This is a genomic window from Arthrobacter sp. Y3221157, from assembly GCF_059089865.1.
Genome location: NZ_JBNHFD010000039.1, coordinates 12,446 through 31,577, shown reverse-complemented (window position 1 = coordinate 31,577; position 19,132 = coordinate 12,446). Strand labels below are relative to the sequence as shown.

The following is a 19,132-nucleotide window of genomic DNA, read 5'->3' as shown; positions in this document are numbered from 1 at the left end:
CTCGCCGGCTTCCGCCTGGGAATAACCGGCCGGCCTGGCCGCGCGCCGGCGGCGTCTGTGGCGGAAGCGTGCGGCCCTGCGCGGCCGCCGGCTGTGGTTCCTGGCTGGGGCGGCCGCCGTCGTCGTGGTCCTCGCCGTGGTGTTGCTGACGTCGATCCGGCAGCCGGCGCCAGGCCCGGCCGAAACCCCGGGCCCCACGATTCCGGGGCAGCTGGGCGAACACTTCAAGGAACTGGAAGAGAGCGTCACGCCATGAGGCACACCCCGGTCCGAAGATTCACGGCCCTGATCCTGGCCGCCTGCCTTGGCCTTTGGCTCCTGGCCGGATGTTCCGCCGAACCCGACCTGGACCGCGGGGTGGCCGAACAGCTGCAGCAGCGGGTGGCGGTGGCCAAGCAGCACGCGGCCCAGCAGGACTTTCCCGCCGCCCAAGCCGAGCTTCAGCAGCTGAGCCAGCACGTGGCGACGGCGGCCGGACAGGGCCGGATGTCCGAGCAGCGGAGGAGCCGGATCGAGGCCGCGATCAGTAGCATCCGCAATGATTTGGCGGCAGCCGCCTCTCCTGCCCCGCAGCCTTCCGCGCCGGCGACCCTGACCGAGGAGCAGCTGGAACAGGCGGAGGAGGCCAGGAAGGAAGCCGAGGAGCAGCGGGAGAAGGCCCAGGAGGAAGCCGAGGAACTGCGCAAGGAAGCGGAAAAGAAGCTGGAAGAGGCGCAGAAGGAAGCCGAGAAAAAACGCGGCAACGGCTGATCCCTGCGTTGGCCCCTGCCCTTTCCAGTAACGTACTGCCCAGGTGGTACGGTGACGCCTATGCATTTGAAGGCCTACCAGCGCGGCCCCACGCCACCGCGCCGGAGGAGAAAACCGAGCCTCGTCCTTGCCGGCTACAGCCGCTCCGTCGCAGCCTTCCAGAACCAGCAGCTCTCCACCCTGCAAAAACTCGGCCGGCGCCTGCTGCCGCGGCACCCTGCCCAGCTCATCGTCCTCGGGTTTGCGCTAGTTATCGCCGTTGGAACCGGGCTATTGATGCTGCCGATCGCAAGGAACGGCGGCGGTGGCGCCTCCTTCCTGGAGGCCCTGTTCACCGCGACGTCGGCCGTCTGCGTGACGGGACTGGTGACCGTGGACACCCCGGTGTTCTGGAGCGGGTTCGGGCAAGTGGTGATCCTGGCCCTGATCCAGGTGGGTGGTTTCGGCGTGATGTCCTTCGGCACCCTGCTGGGCGTCCTGACCGCCCGGCGGCTGGGCCTGCGCTCCAAAATGCTGGCCGCCGCGGAAACCAAGAGCGCAGGCTTCGGCGACGTCCGCCGGGTCCTGCTGGGTGTCTTCATCATCACCCTGCTCGTTGAGGTCACGCTGGCCCTGGTGCTGACGCTGCGGTTCCTGCTCAGCTACGGCTACTCCCCCGGCGTGGCGCTGTGGCACGGGGTGTTCCACTCGATCTCCGCCTTCAACAATGCCGGGTTCGCGCTGTACTCGGACAGTCTCATGGGGTTCGTCAGCGATCCCTGGGTATGCCTGCCCATTGCCGCGGCCGTGATCATCGGCGGCCTCGGGTTCCCCGTCCTGTTCGAACTGCGCCGCCAGTTCCGCCAGCCCGTCTTCTGGAGCATGCACACCAAGCTGGTGTTGCTGGGCAGCGCTGTCCTCCTGGTTGGCGGCACAGTGTTCCTGACGGCCGCGGAGTGGACAAACTCCGCCACGCTGGGTGCGCTGCCTCCCGGTGAGCGGGTCCTGGGCGGGTTCTTCCAGTCCACAATCACCCGCACCGCGGGATTCAACAGCATTGACGTCAGCCAGATGCACCCGGTGTCCTGGCTGGGCATGGACATCCTGATGTTCATTGGCGGCGGCCCGGCCGGGACGGCGGGCGGCCTCAAGATCACCACGTTCGCCGTCCTGTTCTTCATCATGGCCACCGAACTGCGCGGCGGCACGGCGGTGAACATCTTTGGCAAACGCCTTTCCCGGGCCGTCCACCGCCAGGCCATCACCGTGGTCCTGCTGGCCATCGCCCTCATCACGGCGTCCACCATGTTCCTGATGCTCATCACCGACTTCGGCCAGGAACGGATCCTCTTCGAGGTGGTCTCCGCCTTCTCCACGGTTGGGCTTTCCACCGGCATCACGGCGGGAATGCCCCCGGCAGGCCAGGTGGTGCTGATCTTGCTCATGTTCATCGGCCGCCTGGGCCCCGTCACGCTCGGCACCGCCCTGGCTCTCCGCAGCCGCCCCATCATGTACGAATACCCGAAGGAAAGGCCCCTCATTGGCTAAGGACATGTTTTCCCGGCGAGCAGGACGCGCCGCCCAGGCTGACTCCGTGGCAGTGATCGGGCTGGGCCGGTTCGGCGGGTCACTGGCGCTGGAGCTGGAAGCGCAGGGCACGGAGGTGCTGGGCATCGACAGCAACGAGGAGATCGTGCAGTCCTACAACGGCGTCCTCACGCACGTGGTCCGCGCAGACTCCACCAAGGAGGCTGTGCTGCGGCAGCTGTCAGTCCACGAGTTCGACAGGGTGGTAGTGGGCATCGGCACGGACCTTGAGGCCAGCATCCTGACCACCTCCCGGCTGCTCACCTTCAAGCATCCGCAGATCTGGGCCAAGGCCATCAGTGAACCGCATGCCGAAATCCTGGCCCAGCTCGGCGTCGAGAACGTGATCCGGCCCGAGCACGACATGGGGAAGCGGGTGGCGCACCTGGTCCGCGGCTCCATCCTGGACTACGTGGAATTCGAGGACGACTTCGTGATGATCCGCACCCAGCCGCCTCTGGTTGCCCGGGACCGGCCGCTCGGCGTCCTCGGCCTCCGCGACCAATACGGGATCACCATCGTGGCAGTGAAGCGGCCCGGCGGGACCTGGACCCACACCACGGCCCAGACCGTCCTGTACGACGACGACCAGATCATTGTGCAGGGTCCGAAAAACCTGGCGGAGGGGTTCAGCCAGCAGGCCTAGGATCCACCCGCTCCCGTTCCCACCGGGAGCAGTCGCGGCTACGATGAAGCCGTCCGCGCCCGCCTCCTGCCGGGGGCGGTGTGCGGATTCAGAGCCGGCACGAGAAAGGAAACCTGATGGCCGACACCCCAAACCCGATCCAGATCCAAAAGTTCCTCGGCGGCGTGGACTATCCCGCCAAGCGTGACGCCCTGCTGTCCAGGGCGAAGGACTCGGGCGCCGACAGCAACGTGATCCAGGCACTCGAAGCTATTCCGGACAAGGAATACGACAGCCCCACGGCCGTCAGCTCCGCAATTTCCGACAGCAACTCCTAAGGCTTCACCCGGCGGGGACAGGGCCTGCCGTACAGCACCTGTCCCTGCCGGTCCGCCTAAGCTGGCAGCATGCCTGACCTTGCCGCCCTGGTGCCCACCCTGGTGGCCCTCGCCATCCTGGTGGCACTCACGGTGGGCGTCCTGTGGGGCTCACGGACGCCGTCGTACACTGCTCCCGCCGCCGCCATCTTCCGCGGGGCGGCCCAACTGGCGCTCATCAGCCTGGTCCTCGGCGGCATCATCACCGACTCCTTCTGGGTGGGGGCGGCGCTGCTGGTCATGTTCACCGTGGCCGCGGTGACAGCCACCCGCCGGCTGGCGTGGTCCTGGCACCGGTTCGCGGTGGTGTCTGCCACCATGGCGGCCGGTGTCCTGGTGACCCTCGGCGTGGTGTTCGGCACCGGTGCCATCGAATTCGCGCCGCGGTACGTCCTGGCCGTCGGGGGCATCGTGATCGGCAACTGCATGACCATCGCCGTCCTGGCCGGGCGCAGGTTTTATGAGGCGGTGCGGGAGCAGTGGGACGAGGTGGAGGGCTGGCTGGCGCTCGGCGCAGCGCCCGGCCGGGCTACGCTCAGGCAGGCCCGCGACTCCGTGCACGCAGCGCTGATCCCGTCGACTGACCAGACTAAAACCACCGGCCTGGTGACCCTGCCCGGCGCCTTTGTGGGCGCCATCTTCGGCGGTGCCTCACCCCTTGAGGCCGGCCGCTTCCAGGTGGTGGTGCTGGCGTCCATCCTGGCAGCCGGGTCGCTGACCGCCGTCGCGCTGATGCGTTCCCTCCGGGCGGTGAAGGTGCGCCCGGAAGCGCTGTAGCCCAACTCCGAAGAAATTCATCTGCCAGCAAAGGAAGCAGCATGAAGGCAATCGTTATTGGGGCTGGCATAGCCGGCCTGGTCACAGCGCGGCAGCTTGGGTTGGCCGGCTGGGACGTCGAGCTGCTGGAGAAATCGGATGCTCCGCGTTCCGATGGCTACATGATGGACTTCTTCGGCCCGGGCGTGGAGGCGTCGGAGCGGATCGGCCTCTACCCGCGGCTCGCGGCTGCGGCCTACCGCCCTGACGCAGTCGAGTATGTGGACACCAGGGGACGCCGCACCTGCAGCCTTGACTATGGGCAGTTTTCCCGGCTGGCCGGCGGCAAGGTCCTGAGCCTCCTGCGGCCCGACATGGAGCGGGCAGCACTGGCTGCGCTGGAGGATGTTCCCGCCGGAAGGGTACGGATCCGTTACGGGGCGCGGCTGGCCAGGGTGTGGAACGACGGCGACGGCGGCGTCCGTGCCGCCGTCGCCGGCCCGCCCCGCGAGGTGCTTACTGCGGACGTGCTGGTGGGTGCGGACGGCATACATTCCGAAGTCCGCGCCCGGATCTTTGGCCCCGAAGGTGATTACCTGCGTCCCCTCGGCATGCGCGCGGCCGCGTTCATAGTCGAGGACCATCAGCTGAACACCCGGATCCGGAACCGGTTCGTCCTGACGGACAGCATCGGCCGGATGGCCGGGATCTACAGCCTCCGGACGGACCAGGTGGCTGCCTTCCTGGTCTACCGCGATGCAGGTGAAGGGGGCAGCAGCCCGGACGGCGCGGGTGCGCGCGATCGGTTACGGAAGGAATTCGCCGGCCTTGGCAGAACCGTGGACCGGCTCCTCGAACTCTGCCCCGTGCATCCCTACGACGACGTGGTTGCACAGACCGTCCTGCCGGCCTGGCACAAGGGCGCCGCAGTCCTGGTCGGCGATGCCTCCGGGGCGGTCTCGCTCCTCGCGGGCCAGGGCGGTTCACTCGCAATTGCCGGCGCCGCGCTGCTCGGGGACATCCTCGGCCCCCTCACCTCGCCAGACGGGGTCAGCACAGCCCTCGGCCGGTTCGATGAACGCTGGCGGCCACAGGTGGAGGTGGCCCAGGCAGCGGGACGCCGGGCGGCACGATCGTTCCTTCCGTCGAACCGGACCCAGCGCCTGGCGCGACGGTGGGTCATCCGGGCAACCCGTCTGCCCGGCGTCGACCGGCTCGTGGCCCGGCAGATCCTGGGCCGGACCGCGAAGTAGCTGCCGTCCCGCCCGGACAGGGAGCCGCTAGAAGCCGGCGTCCTGGTCCCCCGTGCCCCCGGTCATTGCTGGACCTCCCGCCTGGAGCTTCCGTCCGATGAAGTGAGCAGGTACTGGCTGAACCATCTTGCCGCCAGTTCGGCAGCCCTGGCCAGGGTTCCGGGTTCCTCAAAAAGATGGGTGGCTCCCGGCACGATCTCCAGCCGGTTGGCACTGTGCATGAGGGACTGGGCCTCCCGGTTGAGGGCAAGCACCTGGGTATCGGCGCCGCCAACGATCAGCAGCGTGGGGGCCCGCACGGCGGCGAGCCGCGTCCCGGCAAGATCCGGCCGGCCGCCCCTGGACACCACGGCCGCTATTTCGGCATCCGGTTCGGCGGCTGCCCACAATGCGGCACCGGCCCCCGTGCTCGCCCCGAAGTAGCCGATCCGGCCATGCCAGCCGTCCTGCCGCGATTCCACCCACCGGGTGGCAGAGCGGAGCCGCTGGGCCAGCAGGGCGATATCAAACAAGTTGGCCCGGTCCACTTCCTCCGCCGGCGTGAGAAGGTCAAGCAGCAGCGTGCCCAGTCCGGCATCATGGAGGACTGACGCCACATACCGGTTGCGCGGACTGTGCCGGCTGCTTCCACTGCCGTGGGCGAAAATGACCATGCCTTCACACCCGGAAGGCCGGTACAGGCTTGCGCTCAACCGGACTCCTCCGGCCGGGATCTCGACTTCTTCCTCGACCCCTTCACCCTGCACAATGCCCTCCTGCACGGTTTCACCCTGCACCCTGCCCTCCGGAATTATGCTTCCGCGGACCCTGCGCAGCCGGCGTTCGGCTTCGTCCAGCAACCGGACCACCTCTTCGTCCCCGGTGGCCGAGAAGTCGTAGTAGTAGTGGCCCACGGCCCGGAAGTTCCGCGGCGTAGCCAGGCAGACGACGTCGTCCGCCTCCCTCAGCGAGGGAATGGCACGCGCCGGTGCCACCGGCACGGCCAGGACCACCCGGGCCGCGCCAAGCTGCCGGGCAATCTGGCACGCAACCCTGGCCGTAGATCCAGTGGCGATCCCGTCGTCCACCACAACGGCCGTGCGACCGTGGAGGCCGGTGCGCGGCCGGCCCTGCCGGTACCGCGCAGTCCGGTCCTCCAACAGTCCGCGTTCGCTGCTTTCGACGCCGGCCAGGTCCTCGTCCGTGACGCGGGCAAGAGAGAGGACGCGCTCATCCAGGACCCGCGCGCCGCCCTCCCCGATGGCGCCCATGGCCACTTCGGGCTGGAACGGAACCCCCAGTTTCCGGACCATGATCACGTCCAGCGGCGCGTCGAGGGCTTTTGCCACCTCGAACGCCACCGGAACTCCGCCGCGGGGCAATCCCAGCACCACCACGTCCCGGCCCCGCAGTCCGGCCAGGCGCTGCCCAAGCCGCCGGCCGGCGTCGGCCCTGTCCAGGAACTCGACCATTGCCGCGTCCTCCCAGGAAGTGGCCTCCCTGCTAGTTAACCTCCCGCGGGCGGTGGGCCCGCAATCCCAGTCAACTCCTGGGCAGCACCGCCTTCAAGGGCAGAAAGACCCAAAGTCTGCGCGGGGTGCCAGCACCCGCCCGTGACTCAGGGTTTCCTAGCCGCCGCCCGCTGCGACCCCCACCGTGCAGTTGGCGGCGTCGTCCACCACGTCCTCGAGGTCACCGGTGCGGTGCAGCACCTCGAGTTGCCGGATGGCGCCGGTGCCCACATGCAGCAGGTTGTCCGTCAGCTCCTCCACGCGCTGCAGGTCCCCGATGTCCTCCAGTGCAGGGCGGATATGGTTCAGCAGGGAATTGACGACGGCGAGCGCCGGCGCGGGCCTGCTGGTCACCGGATCCAGGAGTTGCCCGCGCAGTCCCCAGCGGCTGGCCTTCCATTCGGCCAGCCGCAGCAGCGCCGTAGGCACGGCCACCGGTTCGACGCCGGCCCGCCACTCCCGCGCGGCCGTTTCCACCAGTCCCCGGGCGATCCCGGCGAGCAGCACCGTGTTCTCCGGCCGCAGGCAGACATCGGCGAGCCGGACCTCCACCGTGGGGTAGTGCCGGGAGAGCCGGGCGTCGAAGTAGATCATGCCCTCGTCCAACGCGACGCCGGTGTCCACCATGTCATGCACCAGCTGGTAGTAGGCGTCCGGTGTCCGCAGGATTTCCAGCGGCCCGGCGGACGGCCAACGGTTCCACACCTGCGACCGGTAGCTGGCGTAGCCGGTGTCCTGCCCGTGCCAGAAGGGCGAGTTTGCACTGAGCGCGGTCAGCACCGGCAGCCAGTTCCGGATCCTGTCCAGCACCCCCACGCCCTCCTCCGGCGAGTCGATCGAGACGTGGATGTGGCAGCCGCAGGTGAGCTGTTCCCGTGCGGTCAGCCCGTACTCCTCCGCCATCGCTGCGAAGCGCCGCAGCTTCACCGGGTGCGGGTCGCAGGGTAGCGGCGAGGTGCCCAGTGCGGCCACCCGCACCCCCACGTCCTCCCCCGCCTGGTGCGCGATGGCCCGGCCGGCCACGATGTCCGCCTCCAGGGCAGCCATGGTGGAATGCGGCGGGGTGACCACCTCGATCATTTCCTGCTGGAATTCGGCTGTCAGCACGGGACCGGCACTGGACTCAAGCGGCCGGACATACAGATCCAGGAGCGCCCCCGCCATCGGCACGGCGTCCCCGCTGCCCGGGTCCACCAGGAGCAGTTCTTCCTCCACACCGAAGGTCCTGACGTTCCCGCCGCTGCCCGTGCCCGGACCGCCGGTGCCGTTATTCGGAAAGGTGTCCATCGCCGTCGTCCTTTACTCGTTGCATCCTTGCAAGTTCGTCCCAGAAACAGGCCAGCGTCACGGCGCCGTTCTCCAGGACGTCCAGGCTGACGCTCTCGTCGCTGTCATGCCAGTGGTCCTCCACAAGCCCGGTTCCGAAAAACAGCACGGGCGCATGGAGCACGCGGGACAGAAGCTCGGCTGGCCCTCCGCCCGCGTTGCCCATCCGGCCTACGCTGCCGGACCTGAAGCCCCGCGCCATGGCCCGCTCCAGCGCATGAACTGCGGGGTGGTCCGGGGTCCGGTAGGGTTCCTGCGCCGTTTCAATGTCCGGGGTCAGCCGGTGGTGGAAGGCGCCGCTGATGATGGCGTCCACCCATTGCCGCAGCAGGCCCTCGACGAGGAATTTCAGGTTGACGGCGGGCGCGGGGCCTGCCTGTTGGGGGGAGGTGGGGTGAGCGGGCGTTTCGGTTTTTGCCGCCACAAGTGAGCGGGCGTTGGGGTTTTGGGCGCCGGAAGTGAGAGAGCGTTGGTGGAGGTGGGCGCGGACTCCCTCGAGGTGGGCCAGGACCTGGCCCTTGGCATCCGAGCTTCCCCGCCCGTACAGCCTGCCCCCGCGCACCACCGGCTGGAACGGTGCCGTCTGGTTCCAGTTGTCCGGCTTCACGGCACGGACGTCGTGGTGGCTGTAGACCAGGACGGTAGGCGCGCCGGGGGCCGCACACCACTCCGCGTACACCGCGTGCGATTCCCCCGTGGGTTGCACCTCGACAACAGGGAAGCCGATGTCCCGGAACGCGGCGGCCAGCCAGTTGGCCGAGCGGAGCAGGTCCTTGGTGTGCCCGGGTTCCCCCAATATTCCCGGGACTTGCACCCACTCGGCCAACTGACGCGTCCGGTCTGCCCGCCGGGAGCGGACGTAGGCGTGCGGGTCCGCGCCGCCGTCGTCCGTTGAGGCAGCGGCGGCGGGGCTGTCCTGCCGGTCCATGCCCGCTCCTCAGGTCATGTGCGCGGCTGGGCCGGGTTGGTGGGCACCCCCTGCGACGGCGGGTTGACCGGCGGACCGGGCACCGATGTGGGCTGCTGCGCGGGCACGGCGCCTGGTGCCACTTCCGGGGTACTGGGTGCCTGCGGGCCGCTCGGCTCCGCACCTGCCTGCAGGTCCTGCAGCCTCTTCTCCAGGACTTGCAGGACAGGCAGCCGGTTCCCGTGCTCCTTCTCGTAGCCGATCAGCTGCGCCACGTCAGCTTCCGCCAAACCCGTGATGCGCGTGGGAAGCGTCCCCAAAGGCAGGTGGTCGTAGTCCGGCAGGGGCAGGTCCTTGTGTTCAGGGACGCTTTGCCCGGGGACATTGTGCTCAGGAATGTCATTCATCTTGGCTTTTCTTCCAATCTCTTCGATACCCGTATGCTGGCCAGTCCGCCGCTGCAGCGGACGGAAGTGATGACGGACTCTGCTTACCGCCGAAGAGAACAACATAATAAGCACCCTTATCAATCCGCGGAAAGGGCCAACGGCTCCTGTTTTTCCGGGACCGGAAGGCCCCCGCGCGGCCGCGACAGGCCAGAAGGCCGGAAATTAGCGAACATTATTGGGTCTTTTTGATTGGTTCCGGCGGGCTTACGGTAGACGCACGAGGGCCGCCTATCCCGGGCGACCGGCCAAGGAGGACTTTCCAATGACAACGCACGTCGCGGACTGCAGCGTAACGAACTGTTCCTTTAACGACCACACCAACTGCAACGCAGCCGCCATCACCGTGGGCGGCGCCGAAAACCACGCGCACTGCGCCACGTTTATCGAAACGGGAATCCATGGTGGCCTGCCGAAGGTCCTGGCCGACGTCGGAGCCTGCCAGCGCAGTGAATGCGTCCACAACGACCACCTCATGTGCAAGGCGCCTGAGGTGCACGTCGGCCCCGGCCGGGACAACGCCGACTGCCTGACGTACTCGCACGCATAGCCAGCACTCCTGAAGGATCCGGAGCACCCGGGACGGCAACGCCCCCGGGTGCTCCGTCGTGTCCGGGCGGGGACGTTCCCTCGCGCGGGCAGCCTGCCGTCCCGCCGTCGTACGCCAAGCCCTGTACTTCCCTCCCGATCACCGGTACATTCGGAACTGTGACGGGCGTCATGGCCCGCCCTCCCCGGCCCATCTGCACAGGCCCCGGGAGTAGCTGCTGCAGTCCAACGGCGGCGTATGATGCAGGAGCGGAAGGGCCCCATCGTGGCAGCCTCGCATTTCGAACAGTTCCTTGAAGAAGCAACCATCTTTGATCCTTCCAGCGATACGATGCTGGGCCCGGACTGCCTGTACGGCCTGTACATCAGCTGGGCAAACCTGCACGGATTCACTCCTAAATCGGATCAGGCCTTCCGGGCCGGGATGCACCGGTGCGGAGTGGACGTCCACGATTCCCGGCTGCACATGACCGGCCCCGCCGCGGCGGACTACATCCTTTACAGCTACCCGGCCGTGGCTTGATGCCCACCCCTGCTAACGGCTACCGGGACGCACCGCAGTTCCGGCCCGGCCCGCTGGCATGCCGGCGGTGCGGCCATGACCACCACCTGGAGATCACCTCGATTGATGCGCTTCCCGCGGATTCTGCATCCCGTGCCGCCCCGGTGGAGGTGTCCTTCCGGTGCACCGGCTGCGGTATGCCTTTCACCCAGGCGGCTGACGTCACGGAGGTGGCACGGATCCTGAACCGGGCCGGCAGCACTCCCAACGTACTGGCGTTCGGGGGACATTACATCCACTGCGGACAGCCCATGCGGGCCGCCGGAGCGGAGGTCCGCAGCATCCACAGCACCTACAACGAGCGGCGGCTGCCTGAAACGCTGGGCGTGTACCTGGCCACCCGGGTGCTGCGCTGCGTGTGCGGTTTCCAGATGGAGATCCCGGACCAGAGCCTTTGAAGCCAGCGAAAGGCTGATCCATAAGGCGACGCCGGAACAGTGAGAGGGAAATTGTGGGTTTCGATGAGCATGAGCCGGAACAGCGCAGCCGGCTCATGGAGGTTCTGCAGGCAGCCGACATCACCCCCAGTGAACTGTGGCTGCAGTATTTTGGCATGAGCGGTTCGGCCGGCGAGTACGAGGTCCAGGCCTATGTGGAAGGCATGCTGTCCCTGCCCGCCACCGAACGCGACCTGCTGGCGATGGCGGCAAACGAGATGGTGGGCGGGACCCCGTCACTGCACGCCCCCTACGCGGACGAGGTGGACCGCAATACCAGTTCAGGGGAAACCCGGAAAAGGACCATCGGGGGCGCTGATTAAGCTACCCTCCGCTGACAGCGGGGCCCACCGGTGCCCTCAGGCATCAAAGTGAGTGTTGACCGTCTCATTGCTGATGGATGCAAGTACGGCCGCAGCCACATCCCTCAGCTTGATGTTGCGGCTGCTCGACGCCTTCTTGAGGATGTTCATTGCAACCTCCTGGCTGCACCTGTTCTCGGCCATGATGACGCCGGCGGCGAGATCGATGGTGGTCCGGGACTTCATGGCCTCGGTGAGGTTGTTGCTGTCGTCAGTGAGCTGCGCGATCCGCAGTGCCAGGCGCAGCGACGTGCTGGCATGCAGGGCGAAGTCCTCGGCCCGACGGATGGCCTCCTGGGAGAACGCATGGCTTCCATCGGCATAGAGGTTCAGCGCTGCCTTGGCCCCGCCCTCGGCGAGGAAAGGTACGGCGAGGACGGAGTTGATGATGCCGTGGCCTACCGCCGCGGCATAGTCCGGCCAGCGCCCGTCATTCGCAAGGTCCGGGACGTGCACGGTGACGCCCTCCCGGATGGACGTCAAGCAGGGTCCGTCCTTGGATTGGTACTGCACCTCGTCCATTGCCCTTGCCCGGTCGTCGCTGCTGGCGACGGTGGTGGGCTTCTTGTGGCGCACGAGGGTAATTCCGCAGCTGACAACGGAGTCCGGGACTGACAGGTCGTTGGCCGCGAAGATGGCAAGATCGTGCAGGAAGTCCTCCACCTGGGAACTGGCAAGCACAAACTCGCCCAGGCGGCCGTGTCCCGCATCCCACATCAGTTCTTCAGCCACGGCGGATCCCATTCCTGGTAGTTCCTTGCACTCGTACCCTGGCCTGGCACAAGGCGCGAACCATGCTGCCCAAGAGAGGGAAAGAGAGAGCCTTTCCACCAAGACTACGCCCGAATCCACCCCCTCACCCCCCGAGTTTTTGTCCTGATATGGCGCGACATCCGGACCTGTGAAGTCGCCATATCTGGACAAAAACTCTTCTCGCTCCGGTTCACGCCCGCCTCCCGGGGCGGCACCCAAGCTGGCCCGCCGCCGTCGTAATTCCCGTCCCACGGATTAAGATGCGGGTCGCCAGCTAGTCTTCGCGCTGCCTGCCGTTCCGGTACAAAAACCAGCCGACGGCGGCCAGCACCACGCTCAGGCCCAGGAACCCCAGGTCCCACGCAAGGGGCCCGCCCAGATCGTCGCGGACATGGTGGATGCCGAGCAGCTGGTGGTTGACCAGGCCCTCCACCACGTTGAAGGCGCCCCAGCCGGCGAGGGCCAGCCCGGCGTGGAACCTCCAGCTCGGGGACAGGCGCCCCTGCCGCCGGGCCCGGATGGCCAACACGGCGGCGGCCACCACCAGCACCCACATGGCGCTGTGGAAGAACCCGTCCGCCAGGGTGTTCAGCTCCAGCCCTGGCACGGTTTTGGTGTTGCCGGGCTCGGTGTGGCTGAGCATGTGGTGCCACTGCAGCAGCTGGTGCAGCACGATTCCGTCCACGAAGCCGCCCACGCCCATCCCGAACACGAATGCCGGAGCTGCTGCCGGCGCTGCAGTGCGCCGGATGGAGGTTCCCTTTGACATATCCCTATTCCCCCTCGGTAAGGTGCCCTGTCCACCTAGTCCCTACCCGCCGTCGTACTCGCTAACCGGCCCGGACCTCCCAATGTCCACCGCTGAAAGGACCTTGACCACCTGCACCGGAGATGGAAGCCTGTGAAGCACTGCGGTGGGACCTCGAGCCAAGGGGCGGCTCCTGCATGACGGAACCTTCCCACTGCCAGCCAACATTGAGGCGGCACCCTTGCGAGCAATGGTTTACCGCGGCCCGTACAAAATCCGGGTCGAGGAAAAAGACATCCCCAAAGTTGAGCACCCCAACGATGCGATCGTGCGGGTCAGCACCGGGGCGATCTGTGGCTCCGACCTGCACCTCTATCACGGCATGATGCCGGACACGCGGGTGGGCATGACGTTCGGGCATGAGTTCGTGGGCGTGGTGCACGAAGTGGGTTCCTCGGTCCAGAACCTGACGGTGGGCGATCGCGTGATGGTCCCGTTCAACGTGTACTGCGGGTCCTGCTACTTCTGCTCCCGCGGACTGTATTCAAACTGCCATAACGTGAACCCGAACGCGACGGCGGTGGGTGGCATCTACGGCTACTCCCACACCTGCGGCGGTTACGACGGCGGCCAGGCCGAGTTCGTGCGGGTCCCCTTTGCGGACGTGGGACCGTCGAAGATTCCTGAGTGGATGGACGAAGAGGACGCGGTCCTGCTCACCGACGCCCTGCCCACCGGTTACTTCGGTGCCCAACTGGGCGACATCGTCGAGGGCGACACGGTGGTGGTGTTCGGCGCCGGGCCCGTGGGCCTGTTCGCCGCCAAGAGCGCCTGGCTGATGGGCGCCGGCCGGGTGATCGTCATCGACCACCTGGAATACCGGCTGGAGAAGGCCCGGACCTTCGCGCACGCCGAGACGTACAACTTCGTGGAGTACGACGACATTGTGGTGCACCTGAAGAAGGCCACCGACTACCTGGGCGCCGACGTCGTGATTGATGCGGTGGGGGCCGAGGCGGACGGCAATTCCCTCCAGCACGTGACCGGCACCAAGCTGAAGCTGCAGGGCGGATCCCCCATTGCGCTCAACTGGGCCATCGATTCCGTCCGCAAGGGCGGCACCGTGTCCGTGGTGGGCGCGTACGGGCCGATTTTCAGTGCCGTGAAATTCGGTGACGCCGTGAACAAGGGGCTGACCCTGCGGATGAACCAGTGCCCGGTGAAACGGCAGTGGCCGCGTTTGTTCGAGCACATCCGGAACGGGTACCTGAAGCCCAGCGACATCGTCACCCACCGGATCCCGCTGGAACACATCGCCGAGGGGTACCACATGTTCTCCGCCAAGCTCGATGACTGCATCAAGCCCCTCATCGTCGCCGAGGCGTCCTAAACCGTGAAGGGAAGAGTCCATGTCTGAGACAGCAACACCGTATGTTTCCGGGAACTCCGGCGCCAGGGAAACAGCGGACGCTTTGCGGGCACGCATCCCGGGCTGGGGAGCGGACCTGAACCCGGCGGACCGGCCGTCCTACCCCCGCGAACAGCCCGGCATCCAGACCGGGGCGCACTGGGACTTTCCCGAACGCCAGCCGGAGTCCTGGCCCCGGGAGCGGTCCATTGAGCATGCCATGCTGCCGCCCGTGTTCGGGACTTCCACTCCTCCCAAGGGCGTCTCGGGTGCCATCCGGAAGTTTGCCTACCGGAAGTACAGCGAGGGCCGGGCCGCGCACTGGCTGCTGCTGATCGCCGCGGACCGGGTGGACGCCTGGGAGCACCACCTGAAGTCCCTGGCTTCCGTCCGGCCGGACAACCCCGTGACGGAAACGGGGGTTCTCAGCGAGTTCTCCCGGGACGGCCTGGGCTCCCGGTTGGGGAAGAAGCGGGCGGACGTGAACCACCAGTGGATCGATCCGCTATTGGTAGGCGGGCCCTGGGTGCTGGCCGGGCTGGGTGCCGCGGCTGCCGTGCGCGCGCTGACCCGCCGCCGCTAACCTCGCCGACGCTTCTACGTCTGGCAAGCGGCTGGAAACGGGTGCGGGCGCGGACCAAGTTGTTTTGGGTAGCGTCATGGCCCGTTCGAGCGACCTGCTGACCGTAGACAGCCGGATCCGGCAGGCGGGCTGGTAATTTTCGGGGTATGAACAATACCGCCACGCTGTCGACGCCCGGACAGGCACGACAGCAGTCCCTCCCGGTGGTCTTCCTTGCCGGCGCGATCATCGGTGTCCTGGGAGGCATGATCGGCCTGGGCGGTGCTGAGTTCAGGCTTCCCCTGCTCATCGGGGTGTTCGGCTTCGCGGCACTGCAGGCCATCATCATGAACAAGGCCATGAGCTTGATCGTCGTGATCACGGCCCTGCCAGCCCGACTATTTGCTGTCCCGTTCGCTGAGCTATCGCCGCACTTGTACGTCGTGCTGAACCTGCTGGCCGGAAGCCTCCTGGGCGCGTGGATCGGTGCGCATTGGGCTACCAGGCTCAAGTCGAAAACGTTGTTCCGGGTCATCGCCGTCCTGCTCGTCCTGATCGCGGCGCTGCTGTTCATCACTCATTTCTTTCCGGTGGACCCTCTCAGCATTCCCGCAGCCCCGCGGACTGTGTTCGGCATCGTCGCCGGCATCCTCATAGGCGTCGTCGCGGCCCTGATGGGAGTAGCCGGCGGCGAACTCCTGATCCCTACGATCGTGCTGCTCTACGGCACCGACATCAAAATCGCCGGCAGCCTCTCCCTGGCGGTGTCGCTGCCCACCCTGCTCGTGGCCTTCGCCCGCTTCAGCAAAGACAAGAGCTTCACGGTCCTGGCACAAAGCAAACGGTTCCTCATCACGATGACCCTGGGCTCCATCACCGGAACCATTGCCGGCGGCCTGCTCCTGGGAGTCGTACCGAACCTGGTCCTCATCCCCCTGCTCGTTTTGCTTCTACTGCTCTCGTCGATCAAAGTCTGGAACCACGACTAAGCCACCGCGTAAGGCAAAACCAGCTGGCCGGGCAAGACATGGCACAACCGCTGTGGGGCGGACCCGGCCTAGGTATTTATCAGCCAGCGCCGGATGATGAGTAGTTCGACGGCGGCGTCCAGCAGGTATATCTTGCTGATCCGACCTTTGGCCACGTAGATCAAGTCAATGGTTGCCAGTGTGGCAGCTGTCCCAACGCCAAGGCGCTTGGCTGTGCTCACCCCTTTTGCATGGGAGCCTGCACGGATTTGTTCCAGGCCAACGGTGATGAGCAGGCCTGAAACCGTTCGAACCAGCCACTTATCGGTTTTGGGTCCGCTAACCGCCTCAAAGCTGCGCATGTGCACCAGCGGCCACAGCCCGTTGATGACATTGAAGCTACCTTGGAATCTAGCGATATCTGAAGCGACCACTTCGATATTCCCTTCTGCTTGAATGACGCTTTACTGCTGGAACGCGGCGCTGGAGACGGGCAGGTCGGCGTCTATGGGTCCTACCGGCCCGGAGTGCCCCGGGGTCCGCCTTCTGACACCCTGTCGGAACCGGGGGGTTGATGCGCGGTAAGTTGCGAGGCGAGTCCGTTAAGCAGGATGTTGAGGCCTTGGTCCAGTTCGGCGTCGCCGTCGTAGTCAGCCAGGACCGGGCCCAGCGCCCGGAGATGTGGGAACTGTTTTGGCGGCAGGCGATGCAGACCCAAGCGCAGGAGCGCTTCGTTTTCTTCCGGGTCAACCACGAATTCCTGGAGTTCGTTGAGGATGTGGCCGTAGAGGAAGCCGTAGTAGGCACGGTAGACGTGAAGGGCATCTGCGGGGGCGAAGCCCGCCCTTATGAGCAACCCCAGGATTTGTTCGAGCGGGCGGATTGTCCCGAAGGGGCGCAAGCCTAAAGGAGTGGAGAGTGGACGGGTAACCAACAGGGGCACGACGTTAGGATGTCGCAGGGCCAAGAGCCTCAGGTCGTGGGCGATCCGGCGCAACTGTTTCTGCCAGTCCGGGTCGTCGGGAAAGACCGCCAGTTCGTCCAACACGATTTCGGTGACTCCATCCAGCAGGGCTGCCCGGTTGGCTGCGTGCCGGTAAAGACTCATCGGGTCGCACCCGAGTTCCTGGCCCAGCCGCCGCATGCTCAAGGCGTCCAGGCCTTCGGAGTCCACCAGTTCTAGGGCTGTTGTGAGCACGATTTCCCTGCTCAGCCGCGCCTTCCGCGGCGCTGACCTTGTGGCGGGGTTCTTCGGGGAAGGCATGAAGGATCCGTCCTGCTGGTTGCGTCAGGCCCGCGCCCTAGGCGGGAAACGTAAGCTTGCTCATGAGCTCTTCTACGCCTACAGTCTACAGTGTAGAGAAGTTGTTGACATGGTACCGATGGATCTGGGTTTGCAAGGCCACTTGGCCGCTCTCTCCACATCGGGAGACCTATGAACGCGAACATCCAGACCTGACAGCATCTTTCCGGCGTCCGCGCCCGGACCTCGAAGCGGCACCGATGCAAACGGTCGCTGCACCACGACAAAGACTCCTTCCTTTTGTTTCACCCTGCCGGCGACCTCACGATGATCCGGCAGTTCCGCTCAATGTCCCTGTGCAAGGCGTTGAGTGAGACCGCTGTAGCCGAACGGTGGACAACTGCACCTTGTTGAAAAGAGCCGTCATGGCACATTCACAATTTGACCAGTTCCTCCAGGAAGCCACCTACTGTGACCAGGAGTCCGAGACGACTCTTGACGGGGACTCCCTTTACGGCCTGTACACCAGCTGGTGCCTGATGTCCCGCCAAACACCGCGTCCGGAAGAGACCTTTTGGGCAGCAATGCGACAGCGCGCAGGTTCTACTCAGCATCTTCGGATGAAGGGCCCTGCAGCGGCGGACTACATCCTCTCCAGCTACCAGGCCGCGGTGTAACCGGCTGTGGCCATAGCCCCGACCAGCTACGTGCCCCGCGATGAGAATCAGCCGCGGGCGATACGCCCTTGGTGCAACAGGGCGAAAGGACCCCGTTCACCGGGACAACGGATAGTTTCACTGCGGCGAGCCGGCGGCATCGCCGTCGCCCCAGACAGAAACCACGGTGCAGACATTCGCCATCCATAACCCCTCCGACCCGAGTGAGTTCCTTGCCGCCGGCCCCGCCACCACGTTCCTGGGCTGCCAATGCGGCTTCCAGATGGAACTGCCCATTGCACTCGTTGAACCAGAACCAACATCATTCATCACCTGCCAGAAGTGAAGGTATATCGGTCATGTCGGACATCAGCGACACCACTGCCCAGACAACAACTCACAATGAGGTCGAGGACCTCGATCTCACCCCCGAGGGCCTCTCTGACGCCCCCGCGCACCAGCAGGACCCTGAAAGCATCGTCCATACAGGAAACAGCTAGAACGCTCACCCCAGAACGAGAAAAGATCCCATCATCGCCCACGAATCAGATCATCTGCAGCCAGAACTGCTCATCGACCACCTCCAGGACCTCGTCCTAAATACCCAGGACGTGAAGGTGATGCTGGACGAACTGGCCGATTTCACCGCTCTCACACTGTCTGACCCTGCCATTGCCTTCTGCAGCATCACACTCATGCGGCAAAGGAAGCCACTGACAGTTGCCAGCAGCGAAGCGGGCGCTGTCCGGCTCGATGAAACCCAATACCGGGTCGGTGAGGGGCCATGCCTGACCGCCATCCGTGAAGAGGCAGTCATTCACGTGCCGGACATGCACCGGGAACACCGCTGGCCGGACTACACCGCGGCCGCACGGCTGGAGGGCGTCGGTTCCAGCCTGTCCGTCCCGTTGGTCCTGGCAGGCGAAGCGGAAGCGGGCCTGAACATGTACTCCACCCGCTCCCACGGATTTAGCGGGGAGGACATCGAAAATGTCCAGTCCTACGCCTATCACGCATCCAAAGCTCTTCGGCTGGCCGTGCGCATCAGTCAACTAACCGAATCCAAAAACCATCTGGCTGCAGCACTTGAATCACGGACCGTCATCGACCTGGCAGCCGGGGCAGTCATGGCCCAAAACCGCTGCAGCCAGGACGCGACAATGAGAATCCTGAAAATCGCCTCCAGTACCCGCAACACCAAACTCCGCGAGGTTGCAGCGTCAGTGGTTGGATCCCTGTCCCAGGATCCGAAGATCAAGACGCACTTCGACGCTTAACGCGGGTGCAGGACGGCCCTGCTCCCAGACACGCGCGGGACCGCTTCATTCAACACCACCTGAAGCTCGATCAGCGCGGGCGCTCCGCCCAGCGCGGATGAGTCGTGGGAA

At 65.9% G+C, this 19,132-nt stretch carries 25 protein-coding genes; 17 read left to right on the top strand and 8 right to left on the bottom strand.

Features of this window, described 5'->3' with window-relative positions; genetic code table 11:
• Window positions 1-252 precede the first annotated feature (252 nt).
• The 6 genes from AC5RTT_RS11725 to AC5RTT_RS11700 all read left to right on the top strand — a co-directional run bounded on the left by AC5RTT_RS11725 (window position 253) and on the right by AC5RTT_RS11700 (window position 5,327).
• The gene (locus AC5RTT_RS11725; protein ID WP_494145332.1) at window positions 253-750 is read left to right on the top strand and encodes an FIMAH domain-containing protein; all 498 of its coding nucleotides are present in this window, start codon (window positions 253-255) and stop codon (window positions 748-750) included.
• A 60-nt stretch (window positions 751-810) separates the two neighbouring features.
• Window positions 811-2,277: a TrkH family potassium uptake protein gene (locus tag AC5RTT_RS11720; protein ID WP_494145331.1), complete on the top strand. Its 1,467-nt coding sequence runs from the start codon at window positions 811-813 to the stop codon at window positions 2,275-2,277.
• Window positions 2,278-2,281: 4 nt separating this feature from the next.
• Entirely contained in the window at window positions 2,282-2,962 is a 681-nt protein-coding gene (locus AC5RTT_RS11715) for a potassium channel family protein (protein WP_494010098.1), read from the top strand.
• Window positions 2,963-3,078: 116 nt separating this feature from the next.
• Window positions 3,079-3,279, top strand: coding sequence for a DUF2795 domain-containing protein (locus AC5RTT_RS11710; RefSeq protein ID WP_494010097.1), 201 nt, complete (start codon window positions 3,079-3,081; stop codon window positions 3,277-3,279).
• Window positions 3,280-3,348: 69 nt separating this feature from the next.
• The gene (locus AC5RTT_RS11705) at window positions 3,349-4,095 is read left to right on the top strand and encodes an ABC transporter permease (RefSeq protein WP_494145330.1); all 747 of its coding nucleotides are present in this window, start codon (window positions 3,349-3,351) and stop codon (window positions 4,093-4,095) included.
• Between the two features lie 41 nt (window positions 4,096-4,136).
• Window positions 4,137-5,327 (top strand): FAD-dependent oxidoreductase, encoded by a 1,191-nt coding sequence (locus AC5RTT_RS11700; protein ID WP_494145329.1) that lies wholly within the window; start codon window positions 4,137-4,139, stop codon window positions 5,325-5,327.
• 62 nt (window positions 5,328-5,389) lie between these two features.
• Here the strand turns inward: AC5RTT_RS11700 and AC5RTT_RS11695 are convergent, their stop codons facing one another.
• From AC5RTT_RS11695 to AC5RTT_RS11680, 4 genes are all read right to left on the bottom strand, one after another.
• A complete protein-coding gene (locus tag AC5RTT_RS11695; RefSeq protein ID WP_494145328.1) occupies window positions 5,390-6,778 on the bottom strand; it encodes a phosphoribosyltransferase family protein in 1,389 nt (462 codons plus the stop codon).
• Between the two features lie 156 nt (window positions 6,779-6,934).
• On the bottom strand, window positions 6,935-8,104 hold the full coding sequence (locus AC5RTT_RS11690; protein WP_494145327.1) for a carboxylate-amine ligase: 1,170 nt from the start codon (window positions 8,102-8,104) through the stop codon (window positions 6,935-6,937).
• Window positions 8,085-9,071, bottom strand: a complete 987-nt coding sequence (locus AC5RTT_RS11685) for a M20/M25/M40 family metallo-hydrolase (protein WP_494145326.1) — start codon at window positions 9,069-9,071, stop codon at window positions 8,085-8,087. The genes AC5RTT_RS11690 and AC5RTT_RS11685 overlap by 20 nt, the downstream gene beginning before the upstream one ends.
• 14 nt (window positions 9,072-9,085) lie before the next feature.
• A complete protein-coding gene (locus AC5RTT_RS11680) occupies window positions 9,086-9,457 on the bottom strand; it encodes a DUF8129 domain-containing protein (protein ID WP_494145325.1) in 372 nt (123 codons plus the stop codon).
• Between the two features lie 304 nt (window positions 9,458-9,761).
• On the opposite strand from AC5RTT_RS11680, the gene AC5RTT_RS11675 reads away from it, so the two are divergent.
• The 4 genes from AC5RTT_RS11675 (at window position 9,762) to AC5RTT_RS11660 (ending at window position 11,367) form a co-directional block, all read left to right on the top strand.
• Window positions 9,762-10,046, top strand: a complete 285-nt coding sequence (locus tag AC5RTT_RS11675; RefSeq protein ID WP_494010083.1) for a DUF1540 domain-containing protein — start codon at window positions 9,762-9,764, stop codon at window positions 10,044-10,046.
• Window positions 10,047-10,286: 240 nt separating this feature from the next.
• Entirely contained in the window at window positions 10,287-10,568 is a 282-nt protein-coding gene (locus AC5RTT_RS11670; RefSeq protein ID WP_494145324.1) for a hypothetical protein, read from the top strand.
• Window positions 10,568-11,005, top strand: coding sequence for a hypothetical protein (locus tag AC5RTT_RS11665; RefSeq protein WP_494145323.1), 438 nt, complete (start codon window positions 10,568-10,570; stop codon window positions 11,003-11,005). The genes AC5RTT_RS11670 and AC5RTT_RS11665 overlap by 1 nt, the downstream gene beginning before the upstream one ends.
• 53 nt (window positions 11,006-11,058) lie before the next feature.
• Window positions 11,059-11,367 (top strand): hypothetical protein, encoded by a 309-nt coding sequence (locus tag AC5RTT_RS11660; protein ID WP_494145322.1) that lies wholly within the window; start codon window positions 11,059-11,061, stop codon window positions 11,365-11,367.
• 36 nt (window positions 11,368-11,403) lie between these two features.
• On the opposite strand, the gene AC5RTT_RS11655 is transcribed toward AC5RTT_RS11660, so the two are convergent.
• Window positions 11,404-12,138 (bottom strand): GAF and ANTAR domain-containing protein, encoded by a 735-nt coding sequence (locus tag AC5RTT_RS11655; RefSeq protein ID WP_494145321.1) that lies wholly within the window; start codon window positions 12,136-12,138, stop codon window positions 11,404-11,406.
• Window positions 12,139-12,433: 295 nt separating this feature from the next.
• Window positions 12,434-12,928 carry a DUF2243 domain-containing protein gene (locus tag AC5RTT_RS11650; protein ID WP_494145320.1) on the bottom strand — a complete coding sequence of 165 codons (495 nt, stop codon included), beginning with the start codon at window positions 12,926-12,928 and terminating at the stop codon, window positions 12,434-12,436.
• A gap of 220 nt (window positions 12,929-13,148) precedes the next feature.
• On the opposite strand from AC5RTT_RS11650, the gene AC5RTT_RS11645 reads away from it, so the two are divergent.
• From AC5RTT_RS11645 to AC5RTT_RS11635, 3 genes are all read left to right on the top strand, one after another.
• Window positions 13,149-14,297 (top strand): zinc-dependent alcohol dehydrogenase, encoded by a 1,149-nt coding sequence (locus AC5RTT_RS11645; protein ID WP_494145319.1) that lies wholly within the window; start codon window positions 13,149-13,151, stop codon window positions 14,295-14,297.
• A 19-nt stretch (window positions 14,298-14,316) separates the two neighbouring features.
• On the top strand, window positions 14,317-14,898 hold the full coding sequence (locus tag AC5RTT_RS11640; protein ID WP_494145318.1) for a hypothetical protein: 582 nt from the start codon (window positions 14,317-14,319) through the stop codon (window positions 14,896-14,898).
• Between the two features lie 146 nt (window positions 14,899-15,044).
• Entirely contained in the window at window positions 15,045-15,866 is an 822-nt protein-coding gene (locus AC5RTT_RS11635) for a sulfite exporter TauE/SafE family protein (RefSeq protein ID WP_494145317.1), read from the top strand.
• A 68-nt stretch (window positions 15,867-15,934) separates the two neighbouring features.
• Here the strand turns inward: AC5RTT_RS11635 and AC5RTT_RS11630 are convergent, their stop codons facing one another.
• Window positions 15,935-16,279, bottom strand: a complete 345-nt coding sequence (locus tag AC5RTT_RS11630; protein WP_494145316.1) for a hypothetical protein — start codon at window positions 16,277-16,279, stop codon at window positions 15,935-15,937.
• A gap of 80 nt (window positions 16,280-16,359) precedes the next feature.
• Complete coding sequence (locus AC5RTT_RS11625) at window positions 16,360-17,109, bottom strand: TetR/AcrR family transcriptional regulator C-terminal domain-containing protein (RefSeq protein WP_494145315.1); 750 nt, start codon at window positions 17,107-17,109, stop codon at window positions 16,360-16,362.
• A gap of 404 nt (window positions 17,110-17,513) precedes the next feature.
• Between AC5RTT_RS11625 and AC5RTT_RS11620 the strand changes: the two genes are divergently transcribed.
• The 4 genes from AC5RTT_RS11620 (at window position 17,514) to AC5RTT_RS11605 (ending at window position 19,021) form a co-directional block, all read left to right on the top strand.
• Window positions 17,514-17,765 carry a hypothetical protein gene (locus AC5RTT_RS11620; protein ID WP_494145314.1) on the top strand — a complete coding sequence of 84 codons (252 nt, stop codon included), beginning with the start codon at window positions 17,514-17,516 and terminating at the stop codon, window positions 17,763-17,765.
• 166 nt (window positions 17,766-17,931) lie between these two features.
• A complete protein-coding gene (locus AC5RTT_RS11615; RefSeq protein WP_494145313.1) occupies window positions 17,932-18,090 on the top strand; it encodes a hypothetical protein in 159 nt (52 codons plus the stop codon).
• Window positions 18,091-18,103: 13 nt separating this feature from the next.
• Window positions 18,104-18,244 carry a hypothetical protein gene (locus tag AC5RTT_RS11610; RefSeq protein WP_494145312.1) on the top strand — a complete coding sequence of 47 codons (141 nt, stop codon included), beginning with the start codon at window positions 18,104-18,106 and terminating at the stop codon, window positions 18,242-18,244.
• A 120-nt stretch (window positions 18,245-18,364) separates the two neighbouring features.
• Window positions 18,365-19,021, top strand: coding sequence for a GAF and ANTAR domain-containing protein (locus AC5RTT_RS11605; protein ID WP_494145333.1), 657 nt, complete (start codon window positions 18,365-18,367; stop codon window positions 19,019-19,021).
• Window positions 19,022-19,132: the final 111 nt, after the last annotated feature.